The sequence below is a fragment of the Pseudomonas sp. LTGT-11-2Z genome (assembly GCF_003691445.1).
Classification (GTDB): domain Bacteria; phylum Pseudomonadota; class Gammaproteobacteria; order Pseudomonadales; family Pseudomonadaceae; genus Aquipseudomonas; species Aquipseudomonas monteilii.
Map to the genome: position 1 here is coordinate 786,303 of NZ_CP033104.1, position 24,668 is coordinate 810,970.

Sequence of the window (24,668 nt, forward strand, 5' to 3'; positions counted from 1 at the left end):
CCCTCATAACGCCGATACGGCTACATGGCCGGATGCCTTCGCGCTGCGCTGATAGGCCAGCAGCAAGCCGATGTACCAGACAGGCATCACATACAGGGCGGTGCGGGTATCTGCTTCAAGTGCAAGCAGACACAGGACGAACATCAGGAACACCAGTGACGTCACCGCAGTGAGCTTGCCGCCGGGGAGCTTGAAGGTTGATCGCTGATGGGCTTCAGGGCTGCTGCGGCGGTAGGCGAGGTACGACAGCAAGATCAATGACCAGGTCACGATCACCATGACCGCCGAGATGGTAGAGACTAGGGTGAAGACCGCCATGACGTCTGGGATCACAAACAGCAACGTCAGCGCGATGGTCATGCACAGGCCGGAGAACATCAGTGCCCGGATGGGAGTGCCTGAATCTGACAGACGTCCGAAGGTCTGAGGAGCCTGCTTGTTGTGCGATAGGCCGTAGAGCATGCGAGAGCCAGAGTACACGCCGCTGTTGGCCGAGGAGGCCGCAGACGTCATCACCACGAAGTTGATCATCCCGGCAGCCGCTGGCAAGCCGCCCAGCAGGAACAGCTCGACGAAGGGGCTTCGGTTCGCAGGCACGTGGGCCCAGGAGATCACGCTGATGATGCAGGCGAGCGCAGCGATGTAGAACAGTAAGATCCGTAGCGGGATGGTGTTAATGGCCTTGGGGAGCGTTTTCTCGGGGTTGTGGGCCTCAGCTGCAGCGGTGCCGATGAGTTCGGTGCCTACGAACGAGAAGATGGCGATCTGGAAGCCGGCCAGGAAGCCCAACACGCCGTGCGGCATCATCACGCCCGGCTCGACCAGGTGGCTGAACGACGCAGTCACATCACCAGGGGAGGTGTAGGAGGTGGCCACCATGTAAAGGCCGGTGAGCACGAGGGCTACGATGGCGATGATCTTGATCAGACCGAACCAGAACTCCACCTCGCCGAAGGCTTTGACGGCGAGCATGTTGAGCGCTACGAGCAGGAACATCGCGCCGAATGCCGGAATCCAGGTAGGAAGATCTGGATACCAGTATTGAAGAAATCCGGCGACTACTACTACGTCACCCACTGCGGTGACCACCCAGCTAAGCCAATAAGACCAGGCGAGAATGAACCCGGCGCGTGGGCCCAGGTGATGATGGACGAGCTCTGCGAACGAGCCCATTTCAAGGTTGGCGAGGAGCATCTCGCCCATTGCTCGCATGATGCAGAAGACGAAGAATCCAATAATTGCGTAGACTAAGATGATTGATGATCCGGAAAGGGCGATCATCTTCCCGGAACCCATGAATAGACCTGTGCCAATGGCGCCGCTGATGGCAATTAGCTGGATGTGTCTGTTTTCCAATCGTCGCTTAAGTGTTCGACGGTCGCCATGTATCGCGTCTTGCGAATTGCACGATTGATGCATAATTGACCTCTTATTCTTTTTTTATAGAAACCTAATACACCATACCTTACGGAAGGTGATTATATGCGCGTGGGCACCTCATGAAGTGGAGGTGCTCGTGATTACGCTGACGAAAACAGTAATCCCGAAGGAATAACCTGACTAAATTGTCAGATAATTAGATCTCAGTAGCGGTGTAAGGTTATTGTTGTTTTGTTGCCGGCTTTCGCCCTAATGGCTGGGAAGTGCCCATTCTGCCAGCCACTGTTGTCAACAGGAACGCTACAAAACGTCAGCCCTAGAGGGCTCATTCAGCATTCTGCGTAGCTCGCTGAGCATTCTGCTCAGCTGCACAGCTTTGGTGCTAAAGCCTACTATCTCCCTACATTTTGAACGTCGACAGCAGGATGCTGGTTTCAGTGTTTTCGATGTGGGGGATGGATCGGATGGTGTTCAGCGCCTTGTCAAAGGCTTCGAGTGTTTCGGCGCGGAGCTCTGCCATGAGGTCCCAGCGGCCATTGGTTGTATGAATGGCAACCACGTTGGGATGCCCGCGCAGCGCGTGTTTGACCTCTGCAGCGTGATGTCCACTGATACCGATACTGGTGATTGCCCTTACTCCCCGCTCGATGGCGTCTGATTGTAGGCGGATCGTGTAGCCCATGATGATGCCGCTGTCTTCCAGCTTGGTGAGGCGGTTTTGAACGGTAGCCCGAGCGACCTTGAGCTTTTTGGCTAGTGTCATGATGGGGAGTCGAGCGTTGTCTCGGAGGAGGGCGATGAGTTCTCGATCAATGCTGTCCATAATTCTGCGCTGGCCATACTGCTAGGTTGGGTAAGCAAATTGTCCAGAAATCTGATAAATCTGGCAACCTGTATGCTTCAATTTGTACCAATATTTCATCATAATTTTGGGGTTGGCAAAAATATATCTGGCGCTCGCTGTGCACTGACTGGGAGCGGGCGCACTTATAAGGTGCAAAACAATGACGCATTTCATCGATGTTCCAACTATGTCTGATCTGGTTCATGACATTGGAGTAGTCCAGTTCCTGGGAGAGCTTTCTGAGGTCATCCGAGAGGACTTCAAGCGTTGGCCGGAATTCGATAAATCCGCCCGTGTCGCGAGTCATTCAGATGTTGGGGTGATTGAGTTAATGCCAGTGGCTGACAACAGTAAGTACGCGTTCAAGTATGTGAACGGCCATCCATCCAATACTTTCAAAGATCTGCATACAGTCATGGCATTCGGGGTTTTGGCCGATGTCGACACTGGCTATCCCGTCCTGCTGTCCGAGCTGACAATCGCGACGGCTCTGCGTACTGCCGCGACCTCGTTGATGGCGGCGAAAGCACTCGCCCGTCCGAACTCTCGCAAGATGGCATTGATCGGGAATGGCGCCCAGAGTGAGTTCCAGGCCCTGGCTTTCCATAAGCATCTCGGCATCCAGGAGATCGCGGCCTTCGACACCGATCCTCTTGCCACCGCGAAACTGATCCGAAACCTGCAGGAATATTCAGAGCTCAAAATCACGCGTGCCCAGAGTGTTGCCGATGCAGTAGGGGGTGCGGACATCGTCACCACCGTGACTGCCGACAAGGCCTACGCAACCATTATCACACCGGAGATGCTTGAGCCGGGCATGCACCTGAACGCTGTTGGTGGTGACTGCCCCGGTAAGACCGAGCTTCACGCTGATGTGTTGCGCAAGGCCAGGGTTTTCGTGGAATACGAGCCTCAAACCCGTATCGAAGGCGACATCCAGCAGCTTGAAGCAGACTCGCCTGTCGTTGACCTCTGGCGAGTGCTGACGGGCGAACAGGAAGGGCGCCAAAGCGCTGAGCAAGTTACGGTGTTTGACTCCGTGGGCTTTGCTCTTGAGGACTACTCGGTACTGCGCTACGTGCTGCAGCAAGCTGAGAAACGTGGTGCGGGGACGAAGATCGATCTGGTGCCATGGGTTGAGGATGATCCCAAGGATCTGTTCAGCCATACCCGTGGTCGGGCTGCCAAGAAACGCATCCGACGCGTAGCATAACTCCAAGATCAGGCACACATCGGAATTTCGAGATGGCATTTCCTACGCGATCGATTCAGGCACCTGCGGCAGTGGTGATGGTCAGGCCACATACTTTCACCCCCAACCCGGAAACGGCAGCAGATAACTCATTCCAGAGCACCAATTCTGAGATCGCTGCTCAAGCGCTCTCCGAGATTGCCCGGGGCGAGGTCACGCAGGCCGCGGGCCGGCTTGAAGCTGAGGGTGTGCGGGTTCACCTGTTTGATGACTTTGGTGAGAACAACACCCCCGACTCCGTCTTCCCCAATAATTGGTTCTCGACCCACCCAGGCGGGCATGTGGCGATTTACTCGATGTATTCTCCAAATCGTCGAAGGGAAAGACGAGTGGATGTCATTGAGATGCTCAAGCGGGAGTACCGGGTTCAAGATGTGATCGACTACTCGGGGCTTGAGCAGGATGAACTGTTCCTTGAGGGAACCGGGGCAATGGTCTTCGATCACATGTCCAGAGTCGCTTACACAGCACGTTCAAATCGGGCTAATCCGATTGCCTTGGAGCGTTTCAGTACCCACTTCAACTTCGAGCCGATGTTGTTTGATACAGCAGACGAAAAGGGGGCGCCGATCTACCACACTAACGTGCTGATGTGCGTGGCGACCGAGTTCGCTCTGGTGGGCTTCGGTACGTTCACAAACAAGGCTCGCGCTGAGGAAGTGCGCATGCGATTGATGGAGTCGGGACGTGATGTCATTGATCTGACTAACCAGCAAATCAATGAGTTTGCCGGCAATGCCATTGAGCTCTCCGGGCGGGACGGGCGCATCTTGGCTCTTTCGCGCAGGGCTTATAACAGCCTCACCGCAGAGCAACGCGGTCGTATTGAGCGCTCGGCCAGGCTCGTACCGCTCGATGTTCCCACTGTCGAGATGGCTGGAGGCTCCGTGCGTTGCATGATTGCGGGCATCCACCTCTCTCCAAGAAAGTAGGGCCCTCCGCTTAATCCTCATCCCCACCCTCTCCAGGTGGGGGTGAGGAGCCTAGGTTCTGTCTGAAAAGAGGTGTCGCAAACATCGCATGACGCAAGCCAGCGAGACCATCGCCGCGTAACTTTTCGCGAGCTTGTCGAAGCGTGTCACGATACGTCGGTTTTCTTTCAGCCAGCCAAACATCCGCGCTTGGGTTTGCGCTACATCCAACGTAGCGGTATGACCGGTTGCACCCGGTACCGATCACAGTACCGCCGCAGAGCATCAGCGTCGTAGCCCTTGTCGGCCAGGAGCCAGCGGCAGCGCTTGCGAGGCCGACCGCGCAGGCTCGTTGGAATGATGACGTCATCTAGCAGCGGCTTGGCGTAGCTGATGTCACTGGCTTGACCGCCGGACAGAAGAAACCGAACCGGCACGCCGTGGGCTTCGAAAAGCGTGTGAATTTTAGTCGTGAGGCCGCCGCGACTGCGGCCTAAAGGGTGATAGGCAGGTTCATCAGGCCCCCTTTTTTACCTGCACCTGATGAGGCGCGGGTTGCTCGAATTGCGGTTGAGTCGATCATCCAGGTCTGCAAGTCGATGAGGCCTTGATCGTTGAGCTTGAGGTGTAATCGCTTGAGCATCTGATCGAAGATTCCCCGGATCCGCCAATCCCGAAAGCGGTGGTAGACCGTTCGCCAAGGTCCGAAGCGCTCCGGCATGTCCCGCCACGCAGCACCTGAGCACAAAAGCCACAGCACGCCGTCGAGCATCAGGCGATCACTGGATCGCGGCCTGCCTCTGTTATGAGTCGGGGTAAAGAGATCAGCGATCACATCCCATGCCTCATCTGAAAGTTCGTAGCGCTTCGCCATCACAGAATTCCTTTCCGTAGATGGCTGAAAACTCCACAAAATTTCAGCTTCCGAGCGGCGAAAGTTCAGTTTCTCGGAATTTCAGATAGAAACTAAGGTTTTTCGGTTGCTTCTAAATCCAGCCGCGTATCACCGTTGCTGGGCATTGACTTCCGTTGTGCCAGATAGGCCGCAAGTAGAGAGGGCTTGTGCCTGAGCCTGTTTGGCTTATCTTAGGTAGTCCGCAGGAGTCCGTCACAGGCGAAGTGCCAGCGCGAATGTGAGCAGCAATGGGTACAAAATCAGCTCGACGGCGTTCCAATCACTTCCTTGCGCATTGGTTTTGAGCTGCTTCAAGCCAGCGCATCGTTTGGATAATTCTGCAAAGTCCGAGTCTATTTTATCGTGCTCCGATCGTGTTCCAGTAAGTGGTGTAACTCATCATGGTTCTGGCCACTGAGTTTGCCGTTTAGTTGATCACGGCCGACAGCTTGGCCTGTGGATTATCGCTGACGGATTCAAAGGCCTCCAACTGCATATATCGCCGTTGCAGGCACCAGTCGTCGTTCTGCTCCAGCAGCATCGCCCCTACCAGCCTTGTGATCGCAGGATCGTTGGGGAAGATGCCCACGACGTCGGTGCGGCGCTTGATCTCTGCGTTGAGCCGCTCCAGTGGATTGGTGCTATGCAGTTGCTGTCGATGCGCTTTGGGAAACGCCATGTGCGCCAGCACTTCGTCCTCGCAGCCGTCCATGAGTGTCGCGATCTTGGGGTACTTTTCGCGCAGTTGGTCTGCAACCAGGCGCCACTGTTGATGGCATTCAGCGCGGCTATCCTGAGCGAAAACCGTGCGCAGAAGCGCTGCCACCATGGTGCGCTGGCCTTTGCCGACATGGGCCATGGCGTTGCGCATGAAATGCACGCGACAGCGCTGCCAGGTCGCGTTGAAGACCTTGGAAACCGCAGCCTTCAGACCTTCGTGGGCATCGGAGATGACCAATTTCACGCCACGCAGGCCGCGCCGCATCAGGCTTCGCAGGAAGTCCGTCCAGAACGGCTCGGCCTCTGACGGGCCGACCCGCATGCCCAGGACTTCGCGGCCACCATCAGTGTTCACGGCCACGGCGATTATTACGGCGACCGAGACGATGCGTCCGGCCTCCCGCACCTTGACGGACGTAGCGTCGATCCACAGGTAAGGCCAGTCGCCCTCCAGAGGGCGATCAAGGAAGGCGTGGACGCGTTCATCGATCTCGCCGGCCAGCCGTGACACCTGGCTCTTCGAGATGCCGGTCATGCCCATGGCTTTGACCAGCTCGTCCACCGAACGCGTTGAAACGCCTTGGATATACGCTTCCTGGATCACCGCCGCCATGGCCTTCTCGGCAGTACGACGAGGCTCAAGAAAGCCGGGGAAATAGCTGCCCTGACGCAGTTTCGGGATCTTGAGATCGACATCGCCAGCGCGGGTTTGCCAGAGGCGATCCCGGTAGCCGTTGCGGCTGTTGATCCGGTCAGGGCTTTTAACGTCGAAGCCGGCGCCGCACAGGCTTTCGACATCGAATTCCATCATGCGCTGGGCAACGAACTGGATCATTTGCTTGAGCAGATCAGCGTCTGCCCCTTTCTCAACCAACTCGGTCAGTGCGATAGTGGGCTTGGTCATCGTGGTTTCCCTGGTGAGTGTTAGGTCTTCGCAAACTCAACGTTAGCCAAGAACCACGATGACCACTCTCTTTCGCCCACAGGGCGCCCTCGGTTGGTTCAGTTACACCACTTCTCGGGACACGATCTGGCGGGTACCTGGCCAGGTGAACTTACCTTGATGCAGTCGGCGTGCTGCCAGCCAAATACCGAGCCCGTCGTGCACCAGGACTTTCATGCGCGTGGCGCGGCGGTGGGCGAACAGATAAGCACAGTGCGGCTGCGCCGCACCGAACACCGAAATCACGCGGGCCATGGCAGTGTCGGTGCCGGCGCGCATGTCCATCGGTTCAGTGGCGAGCCAGATGGTGTCGATGCGAATCACCGCAGCAACTCTCGAAGAAAGCTGGCGCAGGCGGCTGCGCTGTCCACTGGCCAATTCATTTTGATGGGCGTGCGTGAGTGTTGGATTTCAAGGCAAATGCTGGAGGGCTGGGCATGCGATCCGGCGCTGAGCATTTGAGGGTGCAGCGGGATGAACGCTGGCTGGACAGCCGTGGTTTTCAAATTGTGCAGCCGAATCCATTTATGGACGAGGTTGGCATTAAGGCTGTAACCCAAGGCGACGTTGGCGATGGAGGCACCGGGCTCGGAACACGCCTGGATGACTTGGGCTTTGAAAGATTTGCTGTAGATGCGGTGCTGACGGTGCATGGGAAATCCACTTGAAGGGCCAGAAATGGTGTCCACTTAAATTAGGTGGACACCATGGCCTTCGGCGGTGGCGTCAGGAAGGTGTGTTGGCCGGACGGATACTTCATTGTGTGGCCTGCGAGAATTGCATCCGTTCGCCAGCTGCCCCCTAGGTTGAATATGTAAGCCCAGATATTTATCAGCTATACACCTTCTCGGCAGTACTGCACGGCGTTTGACATATCGAAAAAATCCGTTGCGGCCGAGCCGCAATTCGCATCGGCCGCAACGACATCAGCTAGACATTGATACCACGCGCTTCACACTGGGGCTTTTTGCCCCGGCGGGTTTGCCGGGTACAGCTCGAAATGAGAGCTAGCAAGGGATCCTGACTGGAGCCCGCAGAATTCTGATTCTCTATGCCATTCAGCACACTCTGCGTTGGAATTGGCCGAAGCGCTCGCGTCGCTGGCTCATACAGATACACATCTAAGCCATCGTCGATGGCACGTGAGATCTGACGGGACCAGTAAAATCTTCCACCACCAGTTATACCAGCCTCGTCCAAGAGGATGTCATAGTGCTTCACGAGGTAGCTGAAAAGCACTCCCTGCGATATATCTAGAAGCGCTTGAGTATGGCGTATGTCTGCCGATCGCCAGATCTGATGGCGCACAACCGTTCGGTCACCGATGCACGGGAAATCTACCGACGTGACTTTGGCATAATAGGCGATCGATTTTGAGCTATCGTCGACCAACGCAATCTCAAAGTCGTTGCCGGCAACAGCTTTCAGCCGATCGTCAACTCGGATCAAACGGTAACCAGGCACAGTACTACCGAACTGCTCACAGATCTCATGCGTACATCCCGCTGCCATCAGAGCCGCATACATGGCGGCATTGTCTGCCGTGCGCGTGAGTGGCTCGAGGTGGGAAGCGCACTGTTCAGTGGGAAAAATCATGATGGTATCCAGATCGTAGCCGTATTCCAGTCACGTCCAAAGCTAGCGGACGCCCCAATGCTCTACGAGCGTTTGCGACAAACAGTCGTCCGGATTGTAGACCATTGAAGCATCGCTCCTTGGAAACTGCGAACAAGTTTGCGCGAGCGAACCATGAGCAACATCTCGATCGCACCAGACACCTTTTTCCAGCCGTCAATCGGACCAAAATCAGGGCTTCGCCATGATTCAGATCCGCTAAGGAAACTCCGAGCAAGTTTCTCATCAGCCGGAAGTGGGCGGTTGAGGGATGCCGAAAAGCCCGATTTTCAGCCGCTGATTATTGGATAACCAAGTCAAAGCCTTGGTTTTCTGCCCTCACGGGCGCACCTCTCCCGCAGCAGGCAATAATTGCCGGCGCACCATCCACAAATTCGACAGGGCAAACAGCGTGGTCAGTTGCGCCGTGTTCTTGGCCAAGCCACGGAAGCGGGTTTTCACATAGCCGAACTGACGCTTGATCACACGAAATGGATGTTCGACTTTCGCTCGCGTCTGCGCTTTGACGTTCTCGATCTTGCGTCTGGCTTTGTAGAGCACGCTGCGTTTGCTCAAGTGCTTGTAGGTACTGCGGCGGGCTGCGACCTGCCAGACCACCACCGCCCTTCATGCTCCGGTCGCTTCTCTACGCCGGTATAGCCCGCATCGGCACAGATAACATTTTCGTCGCCATGCAGCAGGTGAGCGACCTCCGTTACATCAGCCACATTCGCAGCTGTGCCGTGGACGTGGTGCACCAGGCCCGATTCAGCATCGGCACCGATATGCGCCTTCATGCCAAAGAAGTACTGGTTGCCTTTCTTCGTCTGGTGCATCTCGGGATCGCGCTTGCCGTCCCTGTTCTTGGTCGAACTGGGCGCGTGAATGATGGTGGCATCGACAATGGTGCCCTGGCGCAACGACAGGCCCTTGTCTCGCAGGTAATGGTTGATGGTTTCCAGAATGCCCGCCGCCAGTTCGTGCTTCTCCAGCAGGTGTCGGAAATTCATGATGGTCGTGTCTTCGGGGATCGGAGCGCTGAGCGTCAGCCGCGCAAACTGGCGCATCGAAGTGATCTCGTACAGCGCCTCTTCCATGGCTGGGTCGCTCAACGAGAACCAGTTCTGCAGCAGGTGAATGCGCAGCATGGTTTCCAGTGGATACGGCTTGCGACCACCGCCGGCCTTTGGGTAGTGCGGCTCAATTAAAGCCACCAAACCGCTCCACGGAACCACCTGCTCCATCTCGGCCAGGAAACGCTCGCGGCGGGTTTACTTGCGCTCACCGGCGTACTCGAAATCGGAAAAGCTCATCTGACTCATGGAATGGCGGGCTTGTAGAGGGCAGTTGGACGGAAGGCTATTTCAGCACAGGTCAGACGGCCTGTGCTGACTTGATCGGAGAATCCTTAAAGGCGTACTTCACCCACATCGCTCAAAGGCTGTCGGATTATCCACAGCTTCCAAACCACTTGGTCAGTTCAGTGCAGGCCGAGTAGCCTGCGCTGGCTTGGTCGAAGCTTCTGTATGGAATAAAGCCTAAACCGCTTTAATAGTTGTAGGCCTCATTGATTCGCTTCCACGAATCACGGATGTGATACCGAACAGACTCGATGATCTTTTCCTCATCTCGCGCTCGAAACGCATCAATGATTGGCCAGTGATCAATTGCAGCCTCTACCAGGTTGTCAAACTTGTGCTCAACCAGGCTGATCGATATTTGGATTTCAGCATAAATATTAGAGAACGCCCGAATCGTTTGGGTATTTCTCGAAAGCTCACAGATGCGCTGATGAAACGCGATATCTCTCTCGACTAGTTCCATTTCATGGCCGGCGCGAGCGGCCGCTTCCATTTGGCGGACAATCAGCGTAAGGCTTTCTACATCTTCATCCGTGAGAAGAGAGAAAGCCTGACGAATTGCGAATTCCTCGAGGGCAATACGAAACGTGAATATATCTTGGATATCGGAGGCTGAGAAAGAGCGAACAAACGTGCCACGCCGGGGACTGGAAATCAACAGTCCACGCTCTTCAAGTTTTCGAATCGCCTCCCTCACTGGATTGCGGCTAATTTTCAGGGTCCGAGCCAGCTCAGCTTCATTGACCCGCTGTCCGCCCTTGAGCTCACCCGTGACCAGCAGTTTATAAAGGTATTCCGTAACCTGTTCCGACAAGGGCTTGCTCTCTAACACAGGAACGCTCAATGTCGATTTAGTGAGATCTTGTGTCGAAACGACGCTGGTTAAAACTTGGCTCATGAATATAACCCGGCTTGGAAATTCAAGCGCAACCAAGATTCAGGTAAACTCTTATATTTGATTGCGCACTGTCGGCTGTGGACAGAATTCTGCGCCCTTCCGAAATGGGTGTCAATGAGCTAAGGGTAGGCCGCTGCGGACAACGGCCTGCCGAGTCATTTACACTGATTCACCTGCATCAGCTGGCACCTCAGGCTTAACCTTGACTTTGGACGCCCACCGCATTGCGGCATACGCCACCACAGCTGTTGCTGGTGCTGAAAATGTTGCCAACAGTCCGGGGCTACTCATCAACGCGACTCCAATAAGCGAGGCAACAGTCCAGGCGCCAATTCCACCTATGTTGATGGATTTCGTTGGGGTTGGGGGCGCTGAGAATTTGGCCTCGCTGGCTTCAATAATTTTGCATAGGGCTACTCCCACCCAGGCAACAACAATAATGCCCTGATAGGCTAGCGCTTCCATAAGATACTTGAACACATCAGCTAGCATAAGCAGGTACACGAAGCAACCGACAACTGCCGCCCATACAGCCCAACTCAGTCGCAGGCCGAATATCTGACCTATATTTCGAAGATTGGTCGTAGCCACAAAGTAGTTCGCGGTATTGATCCTTGTTTGAGTGGCCCAGACAAATAGAAGCCCCCAGATGCCGAGGAGATTGAGAATGGCGAGAACAACGGAGGTCTCGGAAATTTTCTCGATGCTAGGAACCGAGCTAACCAAATAAATGCCACAGGCTCCGTTTACCACAATTGTGACAAAATAGAATGGGTAGCCAAAATTGAATTTGCTGTGGAAGCGGGTGTCGGAAGGCTTTCCGAACTTCGCATATTCATAGGCAAATAGCATCAGTACCCATACACCCATATAGTACACGAAGCAGTTCCACCATCCGTACGGCGAAGGATTTTCGGGGCCAAAGGTCATCCAGTCGGTTTTATAGCCGTATTCGTAAACCGAAATAAATACTGCTGCGGCTAGTCCGATTAAATAGATTGGCAGAAGAAATCCGTTCAGCTTATCAAGCCACACCTGGATTTTGCCAAGAACCAAGGGGACACTATAGATCACCACTAGGAGTGCAGCCACAGAGTAGCTAATGCTCGAGAAAAAATGGCTGAGAGCGAACGCGATTACAGAGCCTTCAAATACTGCGTAGTAAATTGCTGTTGCGCCCAAAATCATAGCGGCCAAAACGGAGCCTTTGGATCCGAAAAGCTCTACAGAGAACGAGGTGACCGAATGGCCAGTCATTATCGCATGCTTGGTCATGACGCAAGTAATGACGCTGTATACCACCACGGACAACAACATGCCGACAATGGCATTGAATGTTCCAAAATCTAGAGCCAGTGCCCCTCCGACAATAATGTAGAACATAGCACTGCACACCGCCCACCATGCCATGGACAGCGAAACTTTATTAACTCGTTCATCAAGTGGTATGACGGCGACAGAATGCTCCGCGCCGCCGCTTTTAGTAGGGGCCGCCATTTTTATATCTCCGAACTTAACTGAAGTGTCTGGAAACTATCTTATTCGAGGCAGTTGTCTTTAATGGTTCCGGAAAAACCAGAGCGCGCTGCTATTTTTATTATCGGTGAGAGTACGGTTTGCGCGAAAATACACGCTCAATCATTGGTGCAAAGAAATCAAGGCTCAGAGTGTCATATTCTGGATCAAAAGATAGGCAGTCCCAGTCGCGGCAGAATTTATCACACTCATCGAACCACGGATGACCTCGGAACTTCTCGCGAGCATCCTTATTCCAGCCCAGGTTCTCCCAATAGTAGAAGCCTTGGAAGACATCATGATTCAGGACGATCCAGTGAGTTTTCTCCGAAACATAGGGTTTGATCAAAGCGCCTGCCATTTCAGCATGGTTGTAGAGTGCTAAGCTATCACCAATGTCGTGTACCAACGCTGCTACGACCATCTCTTCATCTGCTCCATCCCGAAAGGCCCGCGTAGCGGACTGAAGGGAGTGCTGCAGACGATCAATCTGATAGGGCTGCTCACCATGAGCGAGCATTTTTAGGCTGTCGATTACCAGCGAGGGCATGCTCCTGTGCTCTTCAGTTTCGAAAGACTCAATGAGTTTCCACTCGCTGGGCGTCATCTGATCAATACGTTTGAAGCTAACCTTTTTCATCCTGTCTCCTAAGAGTTGCATGGGGGCATTTCTGCCCCCTAAAACAACTACTGTTTAGCGGCCCGCTTTTCACGTTCAGCAGCCCAGGTAACGCACCAGTCGGAGCAAAGCTCTTTGTGGTCAATCTTGACTTTTTTGTCGGCGTCCTGCGGATAGATCAACACCCCACAATTGGCGCACTTCACATATCGTTCAATGTAGAGGCCGTTTTCAGAGAACTTCATGATTATTTCTCCAGATATCCGTAGTTAGCCTTAGCCGACTCAAGCGAGATGTATCCATTTTGCAGGTCGCGCTCAACAGACTCTCGACTACGTTTCGCAGGGTTGCCGAAGCCGCCGCCACCAGGCGTTTTTAGCTTGATTCGGTCGCCTTCAAGAATCGAAACGTTCGAGTACCGGCTGCTTGAAACTTTGCCATAGGCCTCGCACATGGTTTCCCAGATGTCAGTGCCCTTCTTCTTAACCAAAGTGGCACCACATTGGCCATCCAGGCCACCATTGAGGCCCCAGGGCTTCGTCTCATGGCGGTCGGTCATCTGAGAGACGGTGATCAACGCGTTCAGGCACACCATCTCCTTGGAGTAGCCCAGGCCGCCGCGGAATTCCCCGGCACCACCGGAGTCGGTGTCGAAGGCCAACTTCTCGACGCGCCATGGGAAACGAGTCTCAAAGACCTCGACAGGCGTTGTGCGGCAGTTACCGTTAATCGAGTCAACGGCATCGTTACCGTCCGCGAAGGCACGTCCCCCCCAGCCCACAGTCTCAAGGTCATAGCAAGCGAAGTATTCGCCGCTGACCGCATCAACCCCACCGAAGACGAAATTACAGTGAGTGGCACCTTCTGCGGCCATTACCCGATTGGGTACCGCCGATGCCATCGCCCCCAAAATAGCGCCCGTAATGCGAGGATGGGTTTCTGTGTTGCCACCCACCGACGGCGCTGGGAAGTCCACGTTCATGATGGTGCCGGGGGGCGACAACACCTTGATCGGACGGAAGCACCCGCTGTTACGAGGAATTGAAGGATCCGTCATGTGTAACACTGCGTTGTAAGCGGCCGAGGTCGAGACGCCCAAGGTTGCGTTGATAGGGCCTCTTGCCTGTGGAGCAGAGCCGGCGTAGTCGATGATGATCTGGCTTCCACGCACATGAACTTCCACAGCGATACGGTAAGTTGTATCAGGCGTAACACCGTCACTTTCGACTACATCTTCGAAGGCATAGACACCGTCAGGGATCGCTTCGATCTCTGCCTTCATGCGCCGCTCAGCGTAATCGAGCAGATCGCCGACAATCTGCTGGACTTCTACGGTCCCGTACTTCTTCAGAACTTCGATCATCTGCCGCTCACCCAAATCAACCGCAGCGATCAAAGCTCGGAGGTCGCCGTAGTTAGTGCGAGGGGTACGAACGTTGGCGAGGATCATGCGCCAGATATCGTTGTTATCTACACCGGCTTTCTTGATCTTTACCGGAGGAATACGGACGCCTTCTTGGAAGATTTCAGTAGCTTCGCCTGCAAAGCCACCAGGCGCCATGCCGCCAACCTCTGCAATGTGGCCGATAGCAATCGCCCATCCCTGCAGCTTGCCCTCAAAGAAGATCGGCTTGAAGAAGGTATGCTCTGGAGTGTGTAAACCGCCACGGTAGGGGTCGTTGTGAAGAATGATGTCGCCTTCTTGGAGGTCTTCCACATCGATCTCCTTCAGGCACGACTGCACAAGTAGTGGGATGCCGCCGATCATTGCAGGGCAGAAATCCGCTACGGCAATCAGATTGCCTTTGATGTCTGCAAGCCCACAAGTGAAGTCCAGAGCTTCGTTGAAAATCGTAGAGTATGAAGTTTTCTGCAGGGTGATACCCATTTCCCGGCAGATGGACACCATTGTCGAGTCGAGAACACTCATTGCCACCATGTCCATCATTCACCCCCCACAACTTTTGCCGAAACAAGCATGTAGCCGTATTCATTCACCACGATCTGCTGATCGGGGCGCAGGATAGTTACAGATGCGCTTTCTTCGATCACGGCAGGTCCATAAATAGTATGACCACACAGTAGATTGGTACGATCATAAATAGGCGTGTCGATCCATCCTTGCTCGTACCGAACCTTACGGCTGGATATCCATGCAGCAGGAGTGGTAGCTGCAGGGAGCTTTGGAATATTTGGCTTTTCAGCCGAGGCAACAGCAACCACCTTCACGGTAACAAGTTCAATCGTCTCACCAGGAATGGCGAAACCGAAGCGAGCCTTGTGGATTTCGTGGAAGCTTGCCCAAAGCTGCGATGCAGACTCATCCGTGATCGTCTCCATAGCCACTTGGAGTTCCAGCCCATGGTTTTGGCCAAGATAGCGAGCCTCGATGGAGCGCTGAACTTGGATGTTCTGTTCGTAGCCTTGATCAACCAACTCTTTGACCGCAGCTTCAACCAAACCTATCATCGTTTGATCAACAGAAGCAGCGTCGAAGCGGGTCGATACTTGCTGGATAGTTCTGTGCTTATCTACGCGGGCGTTGGTCATGATGAAACCGAACGCCGAGAACTGGCCAGGATAATTCGGGACAAGTCCTTGAGGGATACCGCTGATATTCAGCAGATCACAGACATGCACGGGGCCAGCCCCACCCGAAGACAGAAGAGTGAAATCGCGAGGATCCAAGCCACGCTGAAGCAGTACGGTTCGCAGAGCACCCAACATGTTGTTGTTGGCAATTTGCAGCATGGCCATTGCCGCTTCATCCACTGCCATCTGCAGTTTGTCTGCAATTCGCGCTACAGCTTGATGCGCTGCCTTCGCATCCAGCTTCATTCGGCCACCTAAGAAATAGTCAGGGTTTATCCGACCCAAAACCACGTTGGCGTCAGTGACGGTGGCTTCCAACCCGCCGCGCCCATAGCAGGCAGGCCCAGGCACGGAAGTCGCGGATTGAGGGCCCATACGTAGCAAGCCCCCTTTATCAATCCAGGCGAGGGAGCCGCCGCCGGCACCGATGGTGTGTACGTCGATCATCGGCACTTGAATTGGGATACCCCACTCGATTTCGAAATCGGTGGTGATATTCTCTTGGCCATTCACGACGGTGGCGCAGTCAGTAGACGTGCCTCCCATGTCAAAAATGACGAGATTTTTGATGCCGGTCAATTCGGCCACTGTGCGGGTAGCAACCACGGCACCAGTGGGGCCGGAGAGAGCCATTTGTACTGGAGTTGCGGCAGCACCCCAGATGCTGGATTCACCGCCGTTCGACTTAATGACTCCAACCTTGTCGCCTACACCCAGATCATCAAGGCACGACTTGATGCGTGCGAAACTTTCCTGGACAATTGGCTTGAGGAAAGCGTCGGCAATGGTTGTAGAGGCACGATCATATTCTTTCCATTTAGGAAGAACATTGAAAGACGACGAAACCGGAATGGTTGGAAGTTCTTCTGCCAAGATTTCAGCAATTCGATCTTCGTGCTTCGGGTTCACATAAGAGAAAAGTGTGCAGACAGCAATTGCTTCGATGGTACCATCTTCACGAATCTGCTTAGCGATCTCACGAACACCGCTTTCATCAAGAGCGATAATTTCTTCGCCGAGTGCGCTTACCCGCTCTACCACTTCGAAGCAATCAGCTCGACTTACGAAAGGCTTAGTTTTGATCCAGCTGATATCGTAATGGCTACGACGATCACCGCGCTGAATGAAAGGCACATCTTTGAATCCGCAGGTAGTTACATAGGCAACCTTTGCACCTTTGCGCGTTAAAAGGGCATTGGTCGCAATTGTAGTACCCAAACGGACTTTGTTGACGGTCTCCATCGACTCAATTTTCGATAGACCTTCCAATACACCCTCAATGGGGTTCTCTGGGGTCGTCAAATTTTTCCAGTTTTCGATTTGGCCGGTCGTAGCGTCATAAGACACGAAATCAGTGAACGTGCCACCGATGTCAATGCCTACAATGTTGTCCTCACGCATAAGGCGCTCCACTTTTTTATGACAAATTGTTGGGGGCAGTTTTACATCATGCTTGGAACAGCCGTGAGTTATCGATTCGCCTTGGCATACTGTCGATACAGCTGATTCTTGTAGTTATACCTTCTTCCTAGTCCTGCTCCTGATCGCATTCCATCTTCGATCAGCGCGTTGTCTTCCGTCGAATTGGGCCTGAAAGGTCCTGAGGACTGTAGACTGTGGACAGTTTGCTATCGTTGCGTTTTGCTGTCAACTCTCCATGCAGATGATCCCGAAGCCCAGATCAGCGGTAGCCGATGCAGAGTGAAGGCCTTTACCCCCGCCCTATTCATCACCTTTGCTTTCACTGAAAGGGATTTCTCACGGAAACCGAACCGCTCGCTTGGATAGCTTGAGCCACTTGCTGATCTCCGAAGGCCTGGGGGTTGGGAAAGCAGTGGCGGCTTGGCCTGGTCTGGAATCCCTAAGAGCCAAGACATTGGCAAGACGGGATGCCAGGATTTCATTCTCTAGGAGCAGTACTCAGCTTTTTGGTCAGCGACTAATCGCAGTGCCGCGTCCCAGGCCAGGAGATGCAGATTGTCCCTAATCTCATCGGCTGACTGGATGGCGGTTAGTCGGCAGACATCTTCAGACGGAAACCGAAGCTTGACTCCACCCGCAAGCGCTTGGATTTGAGCTTGGCAAGCTCTTTCCAAGAAGTAGATTTGGTTCCAGGCTTCTGCCATCGAGCTGCCCAGAGTAAGCAGCCCATGGTTCCTCAGGATCATGGCCTTGTTCGATCCGAGATCTTTGACAAGACGCGGGCATTCCTCAGGATTTAGGGCAATGCCTTCGTAGTCGTGGTAGCTCAAGCACCCGTAGAACTTCAGTGCATGCTGCGTAAGCGGGAGGAGGCCATCCTCCTGAGCCGAGACGGCTATACCAGCAGCGGTATGGGTATGGATGACACAGGCAGCATCAGGTCGGGCGCTATGAATGGCTGAATGGATGTTGAAGCCCGCTTTATTGACTGGGTAGGTGCCATCACGCTGATCGATCACGTCGCCATGGAGGTCGACCTTGACCAGGTCGGTGGCCTTGATTTCATGGAAGAGCACACCGTACCGATTGATCAGAAAGGCTTCACCACTGTCGGGCAATCTGACAGAAATGTGGGTATCGATGAGATCCGTCATCTTGAAGTGAGCAAGCAGACGATACAACGCAGCAAGCTCGCACCTCAGAGCCCACTCTGATGGGCTAAACACAGCATTAGGAAACGATGGCATCGGATATCTCCTATAGAGGTGGTTTAGAGTTGGTATTGCCAGCGGCAGGGGGGGGCTGTCGCTTGAGATGTGTGAAAATAGCCCACTGAAGACTGTGGACAGATTGAGCTTTGCTGAGGGAACTGTCAATTAAGGGCGTCATGTCAGCCGAGAAATGTGCTTGTGGCTCAAGCCATCTGTTCACGCGACCGTTAGATGGGATACGTGCTGAAGGAGCCTTCTATACATGTGTGGTTGGCAGATCTGGCCCATCACATTCATTGCTCCACAGCGAACGTGGCCGACGTGGGTGAGTTCCTCGGATGCTTACGCTGGTAGCTCCAAAGCTCTAGAGAGATTCGAGGGTTCTTCGACTGGTTGAAGCTGGACCAGCGCTTTCATCCGGTTAGCCCGGCGAATGGCGAAGACGTAAGCACAGTGGGGGTTAGCCGCAACCGAACACCTCCATCACCCGGGCCAATGCTGTTTCCGTACCGGCGCGCATATCCGTCGGTTTGGTGGCCCGCCAGGATGCGGATCTTTGAACGAGGGAGTATTTAATTGCGTGCTGCCTTCAGCACTGAATATCAATTTTTGACGTGATGGAGCGTCTACCTTCACGTCAATCACACTGAATTTCGTTCGGATTTCCAGAGCTGCAGAAACGGAGCCGGGTGCCTTGAATGCTCGGAGCGCGCTCGATTAAGTGTCCGACGTGGCCTCTCTAGGCTAGTCATGCCTCTCCCAATACCTGCGGCCATCGACAGTCATACTGGCTCGACGCGACCAAGGCAGCCGATCGTCTTCCCTGGGTAGTGAATTCGCCAAGTGGTGAGAAATGTGCTGGACGTGTAGTGTTTGCTTCTAATAGGATTGATTCATTGGACTCTGTAGTAAAAACAACAGCGCTTTTTGAAGGCGATCCAATGACGAATTTACGTGACAAAATTAGCGAAGCATTTCTCAAGCCAAGCCCTTCAGAACGCAAGGTAATCCGTGTGTTGCTCGACCGATATCCCCATAGTGGGCTGGGCTCGATGACACGCTTGGCGGAGCAAGCCGGAGTCAGCGATCCGACAATCATTCGTTTGGTGAAGAAGCTTGGATTTGCCGGCTACCCTGATTTTCAGGAGGTCTTGCCCAGTGAAATGGATCAAAGGCTTCGATCGCCTAGGACTCTGCTTCAACCCCGGGCTCCCCACAGCCAAGACGATGCGTGGACTCTGTATCTGCAGGACAGCGAACGCACTCCCCATGAAGCTCTAGATTTGACTCAGCCTAAAGACGTACGAGTCTTTATTAACTGGATTCTCGACAGTCGCCACCAGATTTCCTGCTTTGGCAGTCGACTCAGGAGTTTCCTGGCGGGATATCTGGTCAGTCATTTGCGCCTGTTGCGCGCCTGGTGTCATACGCTCGAAGACAACGCTCAGTTTCCAGATCGGATGTGCGCCATTCAGCGCCAGGATTTGGTACTGCTTTTTGACTATCGCCGATATCAAACCTAGGCACTTGTACCCGGTGTCTACCAGAGTTGCTTAAAAAGGTTGCCGGACTACTCCTAAATCCCCAATTTTTTTTCAGCACATGTGTCCTAGATAAACAAACTAGGAAATTCAAAAAATGCAGGTATCTAGACGCTCCATTCAGGCACCTTCTTCTGTAGTAATGATTCGGCCCCGTTTATTCATGCCGAATCCAGAGACAGCTGTCGATAATAAGTTCCAAAGTAAAGCAAGCCACCTGGCGGACAGTGCGATCGCACAAGCGGCTTACAATGAAGTGACCCAAGCCGTCGTACGGCTTGAGACCGAAGGCGTACGTGTTTATCTGTTCGAAGATCTCGGCAATAATGACACGCCTGACTCTGTTTTTCCCAATAACTGGTTTTCTACCCACACCGGCGGACACATCGCGATCTATCCAATGTATTCGCCCAATCGCCGGTGGGAGCGTAGAAACGATGTCATCGAGATGCTCAAAAAGGAATATCGCGTCCAGGGCGTCATAGACTACTCAGGACTTGAGGCCGATGGTTTGTTTCTGGAGGGAACGGGGACCATGGTGTTCGACCATTTGTCGCGTATAGCCTTTACTGCGCGTTCGAATCGTGCCGACCCGATTGCATACCGCGCGTCTGGTGCCTCTGCAGGTGCCAACCGTCGAACTGGCAGGGGGATCTGTGCGCTGTATGATCGCAGGGATCCACCTTTCGCCGCGCATATAACTAACTTGCACTTACTAATCAAATGGCCGCCTGATGATACCGCCGAAAAGTAAATGGCTTAATTCTTGGTTTGTGTGAAACTGCCTGGTTAATGGCGGAGAGAATTAGCGAGATAGTTTATCCCGCGCTGGTTTTCGATCAGCTAAATTAACTTCGTGTGAGAGTGCGGCTAGTCGCAGAATTGCATAAGAATAGCTACGCTGGAGGGTGTAATGGATAATCGTTCAGATTCGCAGGGTACAAAGTCTGGGAGTTCGATTTCTGGCCTATATGAGCGAGATTTATGCTCGATTTCCAAGCTAGCCCATCTCCGGTTTTTCCCTCTCGCGGTAACCGGAGGCAAAGGCGCAACACTACGTGGAGACGATGGGCGCACTCTAATCGATTTTTCTGCCTCTTGGGGAGCTGCTTCTCTAGGTCATTCCCATGCAGCCATCTGTTCGGCAGTAAACAGCGCGCTCTCCGATCAGGCGGGTGCTAGTTATCTTTCCAGTGCTAATCTGCCCACTGTCGAGTTGGCAGAGATGTTGCTCGCCCGCACACCTGCTCGAGCAGCAGGACGGGTATGGTTCGGCCATTCGGGGTCAGATGCCAACGAGACAGCAAACCGGGTCATCAGTGCTGCCACTGGCCGGCCTGGCATTTTGGCATTCGAGGGGGCTTATCACGGTGGTACGAGCGGATCAATGGCCTTCTCGGGGCACCCTTTTCAGCGAGCCACTAGGTCAGAACACCTGACTTTAATACCGTACCCGGCCAGTCGTTCGCAAGCGTGCGAGGCCCTAGCCTGTATTGATGAGGCGATTTCTGCGAGACCGGGATATTACGGCGCATTTTTCATTGAGCCTATCCAAGCCGACGGTGGATTACTGGTTCCGCCTGCTGGATTTTTTGAGGCTGTGCAGCAGCGATGCCGTGATAACGCAGTTTTGCTTGTTTCCGATGAGGTGAAAGTTGGCGTTGGCAGAATAGGAGTATTCCACGCATTTGAGAATTTCAATATTGAACCAGACGTCGTGATCATGGGGAAGGGCTTAGGAGGTGGATTGCCAATCTCGGCCGTGATAGGGCCAGAATGGCTGATGAACTTCAGTACCGGCTTTTCTCTCCAGACACTTCATGGCAACCCTGTTTGCGCCGCAGCTGCAATTTCAGTTCTTCAGACAATTGATGGGGAAAAATTGCTGCGCAATGCCAACGACGTTGGTGCTTACATCCATGACCGCTTAAATGTCCTAGCAACACAACAACCTGCGATTCACGAGGTGCGTGGTATTGGGCTGGCGTTAGGTATTGAACTCAGAGACGATATTCTTCCGGGAGTAAGTGGAAAGGATCTTGCTGCTCGCGTTGTTTTTCGGGCGTTCCAATTAGGTCTCGTCGTATATTATGTGGGCATCCATAGTAACGTAATTGAACTAACGCCAGCACTCAATATAACAAAAAGTATAGCGGCGCAAGGGTTGGCGATCCTTGAGAAAGCATTGTCTGATGTTGTTGAGGGCGAGGTAGAGCTTAATGGTTGTCAGGATTTTTCTGGCTGGTAATTACTGCTCTGCATTGAGTTTCCAGCTTGGTTAAAGTCCCAAAACCTCCGATTAGATTTCGGAGGTCATGTCATGAGTTAGGCGTATCAGTCTGTTGTAAACCACTTTTTTGACCTGTAAACCATTGTGGTTTACAGATCAAAAAAGTGGTTTACAAGGTGGCGGGCACGACTGCTTCGCTCTGCTAGGCATCCATCATCAGTACTGCAGCAGCGTATTCACGCTAACTGCCAGAAGGTGTTCGTGCCTGGGGGATCCGCAGGACACGGACTAAGCAGATTCGCGATTAAACTGTTGCTCTCTGCCTCGCCAGTTCGCGTGCCTGTGCCTGGAGCTGCAGAGCTGCTTGGATTTCAGTATAGAGCTGAGCGTGTTCGTTATCTCGGTCAGCAACAGTTACCACCAGCGAGTAAGGCTCTTTGTCCAGTACGTCTGGATGGTTCCATTCCCTATCCTGTCGGATCACGACGACAAACCATTTTTCATTGGGATTGCGTTGTTTGAACGTCCATTTGGATGACTGGACTGTTCCACGGCTTCGCTGCTGGGCTGAGACTTCGCGATTTGTCGATGCGTCATCGTTCCGTGTATCTGCTTCGCCTTGCGTGTCTTTATTGAAAAATGACTGCACCTCATCGAGCGAGCTGCCTTTCACCAAACGATAGCTAATTTGGGTGGCTAGATAGTCCAGTCGTGTTGTTTTAACCACTGGCGAGTATGCCAGGGTCACGGTGAGCTCCCTTACCGCTCTGGTCGACCGCAGGTACGATGCTGGAAGGGGCAACTCAAAGAATTGGCAGGAGTCTTTCTCGATTGCCTCCTCACACATCAACACTACGCATTGGTCAGACGATCGGAACAGATCTGCTTCGTTGACTTGGCCATATCCACCCACGTCACGGGAGATTTCCCGATTGTATGTGGCTTTGTTGGCCTTGTATCCCGCTCGCATCTCGTCAGAAAAGGTGCTGTGCACTTGCTGGGCAAGTGACGCATGGTTGACAAGCATGGCACGTAGGAGATTGGCCGAGGCGTTCGGGTACTCGTTCAGGAGCCGGCCAGCGAGATGAGTGATATAGGGTGCCGAAAAACTGGTGCCACTGATTTCTTTGAATAGCGTACGACCTTGCCACTCATGGTTCATGGTCAGAACCCCCAGCCCGCGCATGTCAATTCGCCACTGATTGTTTGGCGTATTCATAGGGCACGCTAGATTGCCACCAGGAGCGACCAGTTCCGGCTTAAAAGCCCCTTTCACCGAAGGCCCATGGCGGGTGAATGGTGACGGCTGATTTTCACAGGCGGGTGCCAGCTGATGTATCTCAGGGTAACGCTGGCTATCGTACGTAGCGTCATGTCGAGCAATGCTGCCCACAGTCAGAACATTCATTGCTGGGGCGGGATCGATAATGACACTCCGCTCGTGAAGCAAATACTCTGGGTATTCCTCACGCCAGCTGTTGACGGGCACTGCAGGATCATCCGAGCCCGCAAAGTTTCCGGTCGACACGATGAAAAGGACATTATGTCTGCGGGCGAGCACATCGAGGATGTAAGCAAGACCTCGAACATGGGTACCATCGTATGGGGCGTTGCTATTGCCGAGTGAGAGGTTGAAAATCCTGCAGCCCAAACCGACAAAGTGATCCACAGCTTCAGTGAGCGTCGCTTCGACTGTATGCTCGTCGTACACCGCATTGTGAGTTTGCTGGCATTTGCGCATGACCTTGCCGTTGTACAGCCAGAACTGCGGCCTCCAGAAATTGCCTTCATTACAGGCCTCTACATCACCATACAATGCGATACCTGCCACAGCGGTGCCGTGCCCTGCCTCGTCGAACGGATCCTGACCGTCGACAAACGACTCGCTCTCGCCGATAGCCATTCTGAGTAGGGGATGGTTCGTGTTAATACCACTGTCGAGAATGCATATCCGCGCCGCGTCTTGAGGCGGCTGAGGGATATCCAGCGGCAGGTCGGCGATGTCTCGATTTAACTGGGGATAGGAAATACCGGTCTGAGGAATCAGATCGACAAAGCGCACGTCGCTGTGGTCCAGTAGGGCGTCGGCTTGAGCCTTGCTCACTTCCACGCGGTACATGACCAAGCTGTCGTAATTGAGCTTGTGGATGGTGGTGATGTCAGCCTCAGCAAGCCATTTCTCAAACGAGACGCGTAGACGCAGACGTGTAGGATGATTCGCTACATGGTGAGGCCAAAGTTCGACATCCAGCTTGAAGGTGTTCGTGTCGGGCAGTCCAATGTGCCTTAACGCCCAACTTTTTCGATCCTCGGCAGACCAGGCATCAATGCCCTCGATAGCCTCCAATACCTGTTTATAGGTGACGTTTTCGCCAAGCACACCCAGCTTGTTCAGGTGTTCCTGAAAGACGGCCAAGCCCGCCTCATCGGCAAACACGACGCATATCTGCTTACCTTCTTGGCTGATGAATTCCAGGCCATGCTTCTCGAGCTTGTCGAAGCTCATGGCGCCGTCGTACTGGAGCTTGAGAACAAAGGGAGAGTTTTCTGAAGACCGCTGCTGTAGACGCGCAGCTCCCGCTGCGGTAGCAAAGTAACCATTTAGCTTCTGACCATGCCCTCGAAGATCACCACGGGTAGTGAACTTGGGGGGTTGTTTTGAGCGTCTCGTGTTGTCAAGGTTCTCGCGCTCAAAGCTCAGGTGCTTATAGGTAGCCAAT

At 53.6% G+C, this 24,668-nt stretch carries 18 protein-coding genes and 4 pseudogenes; 6 read left to right on the forward strand and 16 right to left on the reverse strand.

Annotated elements, in window-relative coordinates; all coding sequences use genetic code 11:
* Nucleotides 1–3: 3 nt before the first annotated feature.
* Together D8767_RS03550 and D8767_RS03555 are read right to left on the reverse strand one after the other, a co-directional pair.
* Complete coding sequence (locus D8767_RS03550) at nt 4–1,419, reverse strand: amino acid permease (protein ID WP_122048280.1); 1,416 nt, start codon at nt 1,417–1,419, stop codon at nt 4–6.
* Nucleotides 1,420–1,780: 361 nt separating this feature from the next.
* Complete coding sequence (locus tag D8767_RS03555; protein ID WP_016712278.1) at nt 1,781–2,203, reverse strand: Lrp/AsnC family transcriptional regulator; 423 nt, start codon at nt 2,201–2,203, stop codon at nt 1,781–1,783.
* Nucleotides 2,204–2,384: 181 nt separating this feature from the next.
* Between D8767_RS03555 and D8767_RS03560 the strand changes: the two genes are divergently transcribed.
* Together D8767_RS03560 and ctlX are read left to right on the forward strand one after the other, a co-directional pair.
* Nucleotides 2,385–3,437, forward strand: a complete 1,053-nt coding sequence (locus D8767_RS03560) for an ornithine cyclodeaminase (protein WP_016712277.1) — start codon at nt 2,385–2,387, stop codon at nt 3,435–3,437.
* Nucleotides 3,438–3,469: 32 nt separating this feature from the next.
* Nucleotides 3,470–4,408: a citrulline utilization hydrolase CtlX gene (gene ctlX / locus D8767_RS03565; RefSeq protein WP_016712276.1), complete on the forward strand. Its 939-nt coding sequence runs from the start codon at nt 3,470–3,472 to the stop codon at nt 4,406–4,408.
* Between the two features lie 51 nt (nt 4,409–4,459).
* On the opposite strand, the pseudogene D8767_RS03570 reads toward ctlX, so the two are convergent.
* The 13 genes and pseudogenes from D8767_RS03570 to D8767_RS03625 form a co-directional block, all read right to left on the reverse strand.
* A pseudogene (locus D8767_RS03570) lies at nt 4,460–5,261 on the reverse strand (IS5 family transposase).
* A 448-nt stretch (nt 5,262–5,709) separates the two neighbouring features.
* The gene (locus tag D8767_RS03575) at nt 5,710–6,906 is read right to left on the reverse strand and encodes an IS256 family transposase (protein WP_099814356.1); all 1,197 of its coding nucleotides are present in this window, start codon (nt 6,904–6,906) and stop codon (nt 5,710–5,712) included.
* Between the two features lie 102 nt (nt 6,907–7,008).
* On the reverse strand, nt 7,009–7,269 hold the full coding sequence (gene tnpB, locus D8767_RS03580) for an IS66 family insertion sequence element accessory protein TnpB (RefSeq protein ID WP_016712272.1): 261 nt from the start codon (nt 7,267–7,269) through the stop codon (nt 7,009–7,011).
* Nucleotides 7,266–7,598, reverse strand: a complete 333-nt coding sequence (locus D8767_RS28620) for a transposase (RefSeq protein ID WP_016712271.1) — start codon at nt 7,596–7,598, stop codon at nt 7,266–7,268. The genes tnpB and D8767_RS28620 overlap by 4 nt, the downstream gene beginning before the upstream one ends.
* A 277-nt stretch (nt 7,599–7,875) precedes the next feature.
* Nucleotides 7,876–8,541, reverse strand: a complete 666-nt coding sequence (locus D8767_RS03590; RefSeq protein WP_016712270.1) for a hypothetical protein — start codon at nt 8,539–8,541, stop codon at nt 7,876–7,878.
* A 357-nt stretch (nt 8,542–8,898) separates the two neighbouring features.
* A pseudogene (locus D8767_RS03595) lies at nt 8,899–9,812 on the reverse strand (IS5 family transposase).
* 295 nt (nt 9,813–10,107) lie between these two features.
* Nucleotides 10,108–10,818: a GntR family transcriptional regulator gene (locus D8767_RS03600; RefSeq protein ID WP_080578085.1), complete on the reverse strand. Its 711-nt coding sequence runs from the start codon at nt 10,816–10,818 to the stop codon at nt 10,108–10,110.
* A 159-nt stretch (nt 10,819–10,977) separates the two neighbouring features.
* On the reverse strand, nt 10,978–12,315 hold the full coding sequence (locus D8767_RS03605; RefSeq protein WP_029380233.1) for a cytosine permease: 1,338 nt from the start codon (nt 12,313–12,315) through the stop codon (nt 10,978–10,980).
* A gap of 100 nt (nt 12,316–12,415) precedes the next feature.
* The gene (locus tag D8767_RS03610) at nt 12,416–12,973 is read right to left on the reverse strand and encodes an HD domain-containing protein (protein WP_016712264.1); all 558 of its coding nucleotides are present in this window, start codon (nt 12,971–12,973) and stop codon (nt 12,416–12,418) included.
* A 47-nt stretch (nt 12,974–13,020) separates the two neighbouring features.
* On the reverse strand, nt 13,021–13,197 hold the full coding sequence (locus D8767_RS28625; protein ID WP_016712263.1) for a hypothetical protein: 177 nt from the start codon (nt 13,195–13,197) through the stop codon (nt 13,021–13,023).
* A 2-nt stretch (nt 13,198–13,199) separates the two neighbouring features.
* A complete protein-coding gene (locus D8767_RS03615; protein WP_202799576.1) occupies nt 13,200–14,882 on the reverse strand; it encodes a hydantoinase B/oxoprolinase family protein in 1,683 nt (560 codons plus the stop codon).
* A gap of 14 nt (nt 14,883–14,896) precedes the next feature.
* Nucleotides 14,897–16,945: a hydantoinase/oxoprolinase family protein gene (locus D8767_RS03620; RefSeq protein ID WP_016712261.1), complete on the reverse strand. Its 2,049-nt coding sequence runs from the start codon at nt 16,943–16,945 to the stop codon at nt 14,897–14,899.
* 506 nt (nt 16,946–17,451) lie between these two features.
* A complete protein-coding gene (locus D8767_RS03625) occupies nt 17,452–18,213 on the reverse strand; it encodes a class II aldolase/adducin family protein (protein WP_016712260.1) in 762 nt (253 codons plus the stop codon).
* Nucleotides 18,214–19,118: 905 nt separating this feature from the next.
* Here D8767_RS03625 and D8767_RS03630 point away from each other — a divergent pair.
* From D8767_RS03630 to D8767_RS03640, 4 genes and pseudogenes are all read left to right on the forward strand, one after another.
* Nucleotides 19,119–19,697: pseudogene (locus D8767_RS03630) on the forward strand (MurR/RpiR family transcriptional regulator); the annotation flags it as partial.
* Nucleotides 19,698–19,881: 184 nt separating this feature from the next.
* A pseudogene (locus D8767_RS03635) lies at nt 19,882–20,253 on the forward strand (arginine deiminase-related protein); the annotation flags it as partial.
* Between the two features lie 91 nt (nt 20,254–20,344).
* Nucleotides 20,345–20,419 (forward strand): hypothetical protein, encoded by a 75-nt coding sequence (locus D8767_RS29545; protein WP_371858376.1) that lies wholly within the window; start codon nt 20,345–20,347, stop codon nt 20,417–20,419.
* A 212-nt stretch (nt 20,420–20,631) separates the two neighbouring features.
* The gene (locus D8767_RS03640; protein WP_202799575.1) at nt 20,632–21,966 is read left to right on the forward strand and encodes an aspartate aminotransferase family protein; all 1,335 of its coding nucleotides are present in this window, start codon (nt 20,632–20,634) and stop codon (nt 21,964–21,966) included.
* Between the two features lie 286 nt (nt 21,967–22,252).
* Here the strand turns inward: D8767_RS03640 and D8767_RS03645 are convergent, their stop codons facing one another.
* Nucleotides 22,253–24,667 (reverse strand): S8 family peptidase, encoded by a 2,415-nt coding sequence (locus D8767_RS03645; RefSeq protein WP_099814357.1) that lies wholly within the window; start codon nt 24,665–24,667, stop codon nt 22,253–22,255.
* Nucleotide 24,668 lies beyond the last annotated feature (1 nt).

Bases quoted from the DNA above. Each gene is read 5' to 3' on its own strand.
- ctlX (WP_016712276.1), top strand. From the start codon at position 3,470: ATGGCATTTCCTACGCGATCGATTCAGGCACCTGCGGCAGTGGTGATG.
- D8767_RS28625 (WP_016712263.1), bottom strand. From the start codon at position 13,197: ATGAAGTTCTCTGAAAACGGCCTCTACATTGAACGATATGTGAAGTGC.
- D8767_RS03620 (WP_016712261.1), bottom strand. From the start codon at position 16,945: ATGCGTGAGGACAACATTGTAGGCATTGACATCGGTGGCACGTTCACT.
- D8767_RS03600 (WP_080578085.1), bottom strand. From the start codon at position 10,818: ATGAGCCAAGTTTTAACCAGCGTCGTTTCGACACAAGATCTCACTAAA.
- D8767_RS03550 (WP_122048280.1), bottom strand. From the start codon at position 1,419: ATGCATCAATCGTGCAATTCGCAAGACGCGATACATGGCGACCGTCGA.
- D8767_RS03605 (WP_029380233.1), bottom strand. From the start codon at position 12,315: ATGGCGGCCCCTACTAAAAGCGGCGGCGCGGAGCATTCTGTCGCCGTC.
- D8767_RS03610 (WP_016712264.1), bottom strand. From the start codon at position 12,973: ATGAAAAAGGTTAGCTTCAAACGTATTGATCAGATGACGCCCAGCGAG.
- D8767_RS03555 (WP_016712278.1), bottom strand. From the start codon at position 2,203: ATGGACAGCATTGATCGAGAACTCATCGCCCTCCTCCGAGACAACGCT.
- D8767_RS03640 (WP_202799575.1), top strand. From the start codon at position 20,632: ATGGATAATCGTTCAGATTCGCAGGGTACAAAGTCTGGGAGTTCGATT.
- D8767_RS03625 (WP_016712260.1), bottom strand. From the start codon at position 18,213: ATGCCATCGTTTCCTAATGCTGTGTTTAGCCCATCAGAGTGGGCTCTG.
- D8767_RS03575 (WP_099814356.1), bottom strand. From the start codon at position 6,906: ATGACCAAGCCCACTATCGCACTGACCGAGTTGGTTGAGAAAGGGGCA.
- D8767_RS03590 (WP_016712270.1), bottom strand. From the start codon at position 8,541: ATGATTTTTCCCACTGAACAGTGCGCTTCCCACCTCGAGCCACTCACG.
- D8767_RS03560 (WP_016712277.1), top strand. From the start codon at position 2,385: ATGACGCATTTCATCGATGTTCCAACTATGTCTGATCTGGTTCATGAC.
- D8767_RS28620 (WP_016712271.1), bottom strand. From the start codon at position 7,598: ATGCACCGTCAGCACCGCATCTACAGCAAATCTTTCAAAGCCCAAGTC.
- D8767_RS03615 (WP_202799576.1), bottom strand. From the start codon at position 14,882: ATGAGTGTTCTCGACTCGACAATGGTGTCCATCTGCCGGGAAATGGGT.